7 protein-coding genes are annotated in these 9,303 nt (G+C 58.2%); 1 reads left to right on the forward strand and 6 read right to left on the reverse strand.

What is annotated here, in order from left to right:
- Positions 1–4 precede the first annotated feature (4 nt).
- The 5 genes from FFS49_RS36580 to FFS49_RS36605 form a co-directional block, all read right to left on the reverse strand.
- On the reverse strand, positions 5–1,495 hold the full coding sequence (locus tag FFS49_RS36580; RefSeq protein WP_046196986.1) for an ATP-binding protein: 1,491 nt from the start codon (positions 1,493–1,495) through the stop codon (positions 5–7).
- Positions 1,492–3,696, reverse strand: a complete 2,205-nt coding sequence (locus tag FFS49_RS36585) for a Mu transposase C-terminal domain-containing protein (protein ID WP_027813535.1) — start codon at positions 3,694–3,696, stop codon at positions 1,492–1,494. The genes FFS49_RS36580 and FFS49_RS36585 overlap by 4 nt, the downstream gene beginning before the upstream one ends.
- A 1-nt stretch (position 3,697) precedes the next feature.
- The gene (locus FFS49_RS36590) at positions 3,698–4,600 is read right to left on the reverse strand and encodes a TnsA endonuclease N-terminal domain-containing protein (RefSeq protein ID WP_223274428.1); all 903 of its coding nucleotides are present in this window, start codon (positions 4,598–4,600) and stop codon (positions 3,698–3,700) included.
- 369 nt (positions 4,601–4,969) lie between these two features.
- Entirely contained in the window at positions 4,970–6,274 is a 1,305-nt protein-coding gene (locus FFS49_RS36600; RefSeq protein WP_060091936.1) for an MFS transporter, read from the reverse strand.
- A gap of 314 nt (positions 6,275–6,588) precedes the next feature.
- Positions 6,589–7,395: a phytanoyl-CoA dioxygenase family protein gene (locus FFS49_RS36605; RefSeq protein WP_060091938.1), complete on the reverse strand. Its 807-nt coding sequence runs from the start codon at positions 7,393–7,395 to the stop codon at positions 6,589–6,591.
- 105 nt (positions 7,396–7,500) lie between these two features.
- On the opposite strand from FFS49_RS36605, the gene FFS49_RS36610 reads away from it, so the two are divergent.
- Positions 7,501–8,397, forward strand: coding sequence for a LysR family transcriptional regulator (locus tag FFS49_RS36610; RefSeq protein ID WP_060091940.1), 897 nt, complete (start codon positions 7,501–7,503; stop codon positions 8,395–8,397).
- A 45-nt stretch (positions 8,398–8,442) separates the two neighbouring features.
- Here the strand turns inward: FFS49_RS36610 and FFS49_RS36615 are convergent, their stop codons facing one another.
- Positions 8,443–9,174, reverse strand: coding sequence for an IS6 family transposase (locus FFS49_RS36615; RefSeq protein ID WP_007182647.1), 732 nt, complete (start codon positions 9,172–9,174; stop codon positions 8,443–8,445).
- Positions 9,175–9,303: the final 129 nt, after the last annotated feature.

Consider the following 9,303-nt stretch of genomic DNA (forward strand, 5'->3'; position numbering starts at 1 on the left):
GGCACTAGCAATCGGCATATGCCGTGGAGAATTCCAGCGCGTCTGCCTGCAGCCATCCGGCATCGCGCAGGGCGACAAACGGTGCATCGCATTCAACGAGGCGCCGGGCTTCGGAAGGAACCGGAACTCCCGATTGCTTTACACCGGTCGATGGAATTCCGCTCGTTACCGCGATGGGGGACAAGGATGCCTCAGCGTTTCCGGCGGGAGGACGCCGCATGTCCTGAAGCATCGCCAGGCGCGACGAAACGCGCGCATCCCCATCGATCGCTCCCATCATCGCGGCAATCTGGCTGTCGGGTGGAAGCAGATCCTCGAACTTCGACATGCGCTTCGTGTCACCGCTTCGCAACGCGTCGAGCGCCGGCTTAAGCAACTGCATCCTGGTGTCGGCAATCGTACGCAACAGCTTGAGCGTCAGCCGCTCTTCACCCGTGTGAATCGCGTGTCGCTGGGCGAGCACGAGCAGTTTGATCAGAAAGTCCGTCACCCCTTGAGTTAGATCGTACAGCACCTTCCGAAGCTCGTCCGTCAGGGGTTCGACATGACGAACCCACTGGTATTGCCACGCGGCATCGACTAGCAGTGCCCACGCCGGATCATCGCGCTTCGGTTGCCGGAAGTCGCTCAGCCCCAGACCTGTGGCGCGTCGCGCATTACGCATCACGTCGGAGAATAGTTCGATCATGGAATTGGTCCCCACAAACACGACCGGAATGCCGATGCTGTTGATGAGGTTGACGAAGAAATTAAGCATGTTCTCCTTGCCGCCCGTCTTTGCAACCCGCAGATGCTGCAATTCGTCGATGATCAACACGCCGACGAAATGGGTACTCGCGATCTGCTCGATCTGATGGACGAGTTGGACAATGCCCCGGATCGAACGATAGCGTCTGGCATACCGTTCCTCTCCGATGGCCCGGTCGAGAGCGCGAAAGAACGCGTGGCATAACCCGGTAAGCGAACCGTCGAATGGACATTCGATCTTCAGCCACGGGATCTGGACCTGAACCAGTTCCTGCCTCCGGTATTGCCGGTGGCGAATCGCCTGCGGGTAGAGTCGCAGGATGGACTCCAGTGCCGTCGATTTGCCGATCCCGCTCAAGCCCACGACACTCAGCGTGGAAGCCGTCGAACGGAAGCCGCTTTCTTTTGCCTGACCGAGGGCAAGCGAATACACGTGCCGCCACGTCGACTGCGACAGGGGATTGCGGCCGACATAGCCGCTGCGTATCAAAGCGGACAACGCCGACTCAAGTTCCAGATGAATCGGGAGTGGCTGAACCAGGTGCAGCAACCGGTCGATACAGTGCAGGCGGACTTCCTTCGACAGCCCGGTTTCGCCGCCGGGCTCATCGGGAAACAGCGCCATGCAAGCCGCGGCGTCCGCTTCCGAGCGGATCGGCGGCAATGCCTCAATGAGGGGATTGCCCTGATATTGCGCAATGGGCGAATCGGCATATTCGGCGGCAACGAGTATTCCGGCAGGCGTCATGACCTCGTCCCCTTGTCGCGTAGTCGTCCAAGCAGGCTTAACACTTCGCCGCCGCGCTCGCCAGCATAAGCCTCGGCCACACTCGACGAAGCCGGCGTGGTTACGGGCACATCCACCGCATGCTGATCGGGGCCCGGCAACGTCACCGGGCGTTGCCGCTCGGCTGCCTTTTCGAACGCCCGATGCCTTTTGATGTCCGCTGCCTGGTTGCTGACCGGCACTGGCGCGACCGGCTGCGCCGCTCGCTTGTCCATCTGGGCCTGTCCAACTACCGCACCAATATGCGCGTCCAGGCGGATCCTGTCGTTGAGCGCCGCATATGTGCTTTCGCCTGTCGGCGATCCAGTCATTTTGAGCATGTCCAGCACTTCCTCCAGCCGGCGTTGTGCGACCCGCTCCTCCGAAGCGAGCAGGTCACAGCGCACAAAGTTGCGCTTGCTGTCCTGGAGCCACACGTGCGTCGTATCATTCGGGTCGTACCAGACGGTTACGGTGCGGCGCCCGTCTCTGCGCGCCCTCGCAAACCAGTTTTGCTCAATCGCGTAGGCGCACGTGTAGTACATGCCCTTGAAGCAGATCCCACCGCGCTGGATCGAGGCGCTTTCGCGTGGCAGCAGATGCAGATACACGAGGTCATGAGGTTGCGTATTGGGAGTTGCCAGCCCATTTTCCATCCCCCAACGCCACAGATTGATGGGCGATGGTTCGAGTTCCTCGTGAATCATGTCCGTTGTGAGCCGGTCCGGTCGGCGGCTGTGGTGGTTGTAATGCAGCACGCTGCTGATCATGATGTTGGTGAACTCCGCCAGATCGAGGACGGCATCCAGGCGGTAATCGCGCTGGCCGCGCTCGGCAATCCGCTCCCTGACTGCGCCCGGGATCCAGTGGATCTGCGACGTCTTGTTCAGCAGGCGAAACCGGCTCTCCACGATCGCCTTCCAGTCGGGCCGGAACGGTGGCGCGATCGCTATATCAATGCCCAGCCCAGCCACAAGGCCCTCGGCCGCCTGCCCGAGCATTTCGCCCCGGTCGGCCATCAGTTCGTGCGGAAGATGGTGCGAGGGCCACGCGGACGACTCAATCTCGATGCCGTACGTGCGGCAAAACGCGACCTTGTCGGTGAACGCGTTAAACAGCGCGTGACGGGCGCCGTTCCAGCCCGGTCCTTCCAGGCCAACAAAGATACCGACGATCATGGTCGAAAACACGTCGACGACGACGTAAATCACAGGACGACCGATCACCCAGTTCCGGTTGTACCGGCTCACGAGATAAATGTCGGCGATCGTCGCATCGATTTCGAAGCGGTGACAGGGGCCATACACCCCGTCGCCAGCGCGTCCCGTCAGCCCGCGATGATCTTTCTGCCAGCGCCGCTCGCCCGCACGCGAGCGCTGGACGGTCAGATCGTCAAACGCCTTTTTCCCCCAGTAGCTGAACTGCCGCAGACTCGGCAACTGGTCTAGCGGCTTGAGCGTGAGATCGTCCGTCGATGTGCCGGGTACAACGTGTTCCTCGACGTAGAATCGTCTCAAGGTGCGATGGTAAGCGTCCGTCACGGACGCCACTTCGTTGTTCTTGAAGAGGGAGTACCCGATCCTGATAAAGCTCTTGTCGTCCTCGCCAAGAATCTTTCCGCAATGTGCGCCGCGCGTCGCGGAATGCCTCGGCGGACGCCCGGGGCGCTTGCCGGCAGCGAACACGCGAGCCTTACCAGGTGCTCCGACGTTCTCGTAGTTCGGCAACAATGCATTGCGAATTTGCCCGAACGTCCAGTATCGATAGAGAAGGCGGTACAGGGTCTTGCGTTGCGCCCCTGTCGCTTCGGCATGCAGCGCGACGAGCGCGCCCATCGCGCGTCCCTCGAAAATTTCACCCGGTACTGCCGTGTCGACCAGACGAGCAATGCGCTCCCAGTTGCGATCCCGTATTTCCCGTTCGCCCTTCGGGATATCCTCTTCAACCTGAAGCATATAGGCCGGCAACCGGAACTGACTGGGCCGGACGTCGCCGCGCCGGAACCACATGCGAACATCCTCACTCGCGACGACCCACGGCTTCCTTGGCGTCTCCGCTATCGTAATCAACGTGGTCTTTGCAGCCGCTTCGTCGATCCAGAGAATACGGGCGATCCCTTCAAACGGTAGCTGATCAGACAGTGCTTCGATAACCGTATTGGGCAATGCAATCGTATTGGCCATGTCACGCCGCCCGCTTTATGGGCGCCGCACCACTCGCCATGACCTGAATCTTAGGTGCTTGCGATGTCAACAACATCGGCGTCCTGAGATCAACCAGGAGTACCTTGTGCCAGATCAGATACTTGAAAAGCTTGACGGCATCCGGATAAGGCATGCGCAGCCGATAGCTGACCGTGCGCAGAAGCGACGACAGGGTCCGGTCATGGCTTCCGGCATCCCCAATGCCCTCAACGAACCGGGCGCGTAGCTCATCACTTTGCATGTCTCGCTCGATCTGCGCGCTGCCGCGAAGCCAGATGAGATTTCTGGCGAGCACGGGATCCACGCTCTGCTCGGTGACGATCTGCCAGTCAACCCCGCGCTGCAACCACCAGGCTCTCTCGAGCTCGAGCTTTTCCAGAGTGCGCAGGAGCCTGTTCCCTGACGACAGTTCGTCCGCGTATTTCACGGTACGAGCGTATTCACGCGCCAAACCGTCGTCTGTCCTGACGGTGACGACGAAATCGGTCGTCATCACGAACGGCACCGTTGTTTGAGCATAACGCGGATATCGAATGCCACGCTGCGTCGCGACATCCTGGATCGGCGAAACTGGGAGCAACGGGAACTGCTCCCGGATATCGATCACGCGCTCGGAGAATTCGAGTACCACAAGGTACGCGTATTCGAGATCGGAGAGCACGTGGTGGACGCGCCCAGTCTTGAGGCCCTTAACCTTTCGAGAACGGCCACGCGATGGCACGTCCTGTACGCGAAGCCACGGCTTGTAGTCCACACCGGAACCCTGTCCGTAGCCTTGCGCCACGTACCTGTCGATGTCGTTCTGCGTCTTGAAACGTCGCCCTCGCATATCCGCCCGGTCGAACAAAATCGTGCAGTATAGCGAGGCATTCGTTTGTGTCAAACTCTATTGTTTTGTGTCAAGAACTATTGTCTTGTGTCGAGCTCTATTGTCGGTTCACAACAGCAGGCTTCATGTCTCGTTGATTGGTGCAGTCGTCTTCTGAAAATGACACCACTCTTTGACCATGAGCAAAAGGCCTCACGTGCCGCAGCGGCTGCGATCTCGGTCTGTAGCACATTGGCGTCGGCGTATTCACCGATTACATCGTTGCTATCCGACGGACTCACGTTGGGTCGCCAGTGTTCGCCAGCTACCCACTCACCGTTGATCAGGTTTCTATACTGATTCATTTAACTTCGCCAAATGAAAGAAAGTCTTTCCGTGTGCCGGAAATCTTATAGAACGGTTATACCGGCCTGCGCAAACTGGTTATGTCGCGAGCGGCGGTGCCGACACGGCGACCTTCGGCTCGTCGACGCGCTTCCCAACCATCAGTGCGTAGACGAGCGCAGCCAGAAGCGCGATTCCAGCACTGATAAGGAACGCGTCGACAAACGAATGCGTCCGATCGACGACAATACCGGTGACAAAAGGCGCGAACGAGCCGCCGAAATAACCGCCGAAGTTTTGAATGCTCGCAAGGGATGCCGCCATGTGCCGCGGCGCAGCCACAGACACAAGTGCCCAACTCGCGCCACATGCCATCTGGACAAAGAACATCGCGACGCAGAGATAGAGAATCGCAAGTGTCAGATTCGGCGTGAACGCAGCGGGAACCGTAAATAAAGCCCCACCGATCAGACCGACACAGATAGGCCATTTTCGACTGCGAATCGGCGCGACACCGCGGGCCTGCAACGCATCAGCGACGAAGCCGCTCGATAGCATGCCGATCGTGCCGAACAGATAGGGGATCGACACCAACCATCCGGTGCTGGCGAGCGACAAATGACGCTCGCGCTCGAGATACGCAGGCAGCCATGTCAGATAGAGCCACAGCATATAGATGATGCCCGCATTGCCGAGAATCATGCCCCAGGTGGTGCGCGTCAGAAACAGATTGCGCCATTCCGACATGGTCATCTTGCGCTCGACCTTAGCATCGCTCGCACCTTCGTTCAGATAGGCAGTTTCTCCATCCGAGAGCTTTACGCTTTTCCGGTCACGATAGATCAAGTACCAGCCGATCGACACCGCAATTCCGAAGCCTCCCATGATCATGAACATTTGCCGCCAACCGAACGACAGCATCATCACAGTCAAAATCGGGGGCGCGAGAGCCGGCCCAATCGTCGAGGAAGTAATGAAGATGCCCGTCGGTCGACCTCGCTCACGAATGCCAAACCACTCGCTGACTACTTTTGCGCCAGCCGGAAAGTTTGGCGATTCACCTACTCCGAGCGCGATACGCGCAATGATGAACTGATGAAGGCTTGTTATGAGCCCTCCGCTAAACTGAGCGGCGGACCAGACGAACATTCCAAGTCCGAGCATCACTCGCGAACCAAGTTTGTCGAGAAGCACCCCGACCGGCAGTTGCGCAAAGGCGTAAGCGAACGAAAAGGCAGACAGCAACATTCCCATCTGAGATGCCGACAACCCGAGTTCACTGCTGACGGAATGGTTCGCGATAGACAACGTGCTCCGATCGAGATAGTTCACAATCCCGGCCAGCGTCAGAAGCGCTATTGATGCTACCTGTATGCGCTTTAATTTCTTGGACTTCTCGATCATTCCGTCTCCTTATATTCTCGGAAAATAAGTATTAGTTTTCGTATTGCACAGCGCTACGTCCGGAGTTACATCTAACGACTATTGGCGGTAGATACCTTTCATGCGTCCTTGCGCGGCACTCTGCGTACGTATTGCTTCACCTGCGTCCATCAGAGCAACAGGCCTGACGCGTCGTCGTGATGGCCGCATTCGGAGAGAAAACGCGAGGTCACGCTTCGGCTGCCCGACATTCAGGAGATAAGGCTTACCCTGTTGATATGACTTGCCGCTGCTCGCCAGGTACATGCGTCCCGGCGAGCGACGCGCGCGCAAGTTCAGCCGATCTGAACTCTGTCGAGAATCTCGTCTGAGCCAAGCTCGAGAGGAACGAAATTGGTCGAGCGCACATAATCCGGTCGCGGCTGCTCGACCGGTTCAGGCTTGTTCTTCACCTGGTTGTATACGACATAGGCTTGCCATCGATCGTCACCGGACAAGTTGTGACCCGAGGAATGCACGATGTTGGCGTCGAAGAACACGACTGTTCCCGGGCGGCCGATGATAGGCACGGCCTTGGGATGGCTGGACAAAATATCGAGCATCGTCGGCTTGGGTACAACGTAGAAGCGGTAACCGGTTGCCTCATCGAAGGTCGGATCGAGTGAACCAAGCTTGTGGCTTCCCGGGATGAAGTAGAGACATCCGCCCATTTCGGTCGGCTCGTCGAGCATGACCAACGCGGTTGTCATCTGCGGTTCTTTCACGCCGTCGATATGCCAGGTTCCGAAGTCCTGATGCCATTGCCAGACGGAGCCGTCGATAGCCGTCTTCAGATTGCACTTCGTGTGATAGACGTAGAGTTCGGGATCGTCGATCAGTTGTTGTGCCGGATCGAGCAATCTGGGGGAGCGCACTGCGGAGTGAAAGACCGCCGATGCCGTCGGACTCTCTGCTTCGTGAACTTTGTAGATCGTCTTCGCGATGCCGCCCGTTTTTTCACGGACGAGATGGTCGGTGTCAATCTTCTGGATTCGGCGCAACTCGCTCTTCATATGCTCGACTTCTTCTCCCGAGAAAAGCTCCGGCAGAACAAGGAACCCATCGCGCTCATACGCTTCCAATTGTGACGCGGTAAGTTTCATGAGGGCATCTCCTGAGTTGTTGGTGTGATGTCATGATCCTACGACCCGTCGCGTCCAATGTAAAAGATATAATAAGTTGCGTATCGATACCTAAGAGGTTCCAAAATGGAGCTGCGTCATCTTCGCTACTTCCTGACGGTGGCACGCACACTCAACTTCACGAAGGCGGCGGATGAACTGCACATGGCGCAGCCGCCGCTGAGCCGCCAGATCCGCGAACTGGAAGAGGAACTCGGCGTGGCGCTTTTCGAGCGCCGGGGCAAACGCGTGTTCCTTTCATCGGCGGGCCAGGTTTTCGAAGAACGGGCCAGGCGAATTCTGGCGGATACGAACTCCGCGATCGTGGATTCGCAACGCGCAGCAAGAGGGGAAATCGGCCGGGTGGCGGTCGGGTTTTTTGAGCACATCGCGTACACGCTGCTGCCGCCGCTCTTGCGTGAATTCCAGCAACATTACCCTGCGGTGACAGTCGAACTTCGATGGTTTTCCTCTGCGGAGCAGATCAATGCGCTGGATCGAGGGGACGTCGATCTGGCCTTCGTTCGCTCTGTGCCGTCGGATACCCAACTGAACAGCGTCTTGTTGCTTCAGGAGCCGTTTTACGTTGCCATCGCGAAGGACAACCCTCTCGCAGCGAAACGGCAGATTTCCATCAAGGACTGTATGCACCTGCGCGTCATCAATTACCGGAAAGATGTCGCGCCGGACTATCACGCCACCATCAACCAGTTGTGCGCCCTGGCAGGCTTCTCTCCTTCCGCAAGCTTCGAAATGGGACAGATCTACGCGTCCCTTGGCCTCGTAAGCGCCGGGTTTGGTGTAACGCTCGTACCTGCGTCGGTTCAACGAACGCACATGGACAACGTCGTTTATCGTCCGCTGCGTGAACAGCACGCGAAAAGCGAACTGTACCTCGCGTGGAAGGAACCCAACCCGCCCGCTGCGCTAGGCGCTTTTGTTCAACTCGCGTGCGAAATAGCCGCGCGGGCCTTGTCAAATTGAAGGCAGATGGCCGTACGAATCGACAGTGTGTAGGATTCCTTCTGATTATGGGGTGTCGGTGCCCAGATCGGTTGCGCTCCAGCCATACCAGCTGTCCAGACGTTGCTTCAGCTGGGCACGGTGTGTAGCAGCGTCTATGCGATGACGGGGTAAGGCGAAGTGCTGCCGGATCGGTCCGAAGCTCGACAGAAAGCGCTGCGTGCGTCGTGGATCACGGAAACCCTGCATCTGGCGCTCACGTCGGCGCGTTGGCTGGTGGCTGTTTTCCGCCCGGTTGTTTACCCGGGCCGCCGCCTTCACGAACACGTGTTTCACATTGGCCAACTGTGGCACCTCGGCCTTTGCCGCCGGATAGCTACGCAACTGGTCGGTAACAATCCTGCGCGGTACCGGGTACGAGCGCAGCATCTTTCTGAAGAAGCGCTTTGCGGCGGCCTTGTCGCGCTTCTTCTGCAACAGCACATCCAGTTCGGTCCCATGTTCGTCTACTGCGCGCCACAGCACGTATGGCTCCCCGCGCAGTTTCACGAACACCTCATCGAGATGCCAGGTCGCGCCCGATCGCGGCCGAACTGCTTTGGCCCGGCAGGCGAACATCGCACCAAACCGGTCGCACCAGTTGCGCACCGACTCGTAGCTGACCACGACGCCGCGTTCGAGCAGCAATTCCTCGATGTCACGCAGGCTAAGGTTGAAGCGGTAATACCAGCGCACCGCGCAGCTGATGACTGCGGATGGAAAACGGAAACCGTGATACGGCGAGGTACTCTTTTTCATCTCGCCATTCTACCGCTGTTGATGTCCGCACAGAACTGACCCACTAGAGCTGAAAATTTTCATCGAATTTTGACCCACGTGATTGAATGCCCTGCTCAATCTTTGAGCAGGGGATACAAAGGTGATCAC

Origin of the sequence: Burkholderia sp. 4NA327C6, assembly GCF_005502655.1 — a bacterium.
Classification (GTDB): Bacteria; Pseudomonadota; Gammaproteobacteria; order Burkholderiales; family Burkholderiaceae; genus Burkholderia; species Burkholderia contaminans.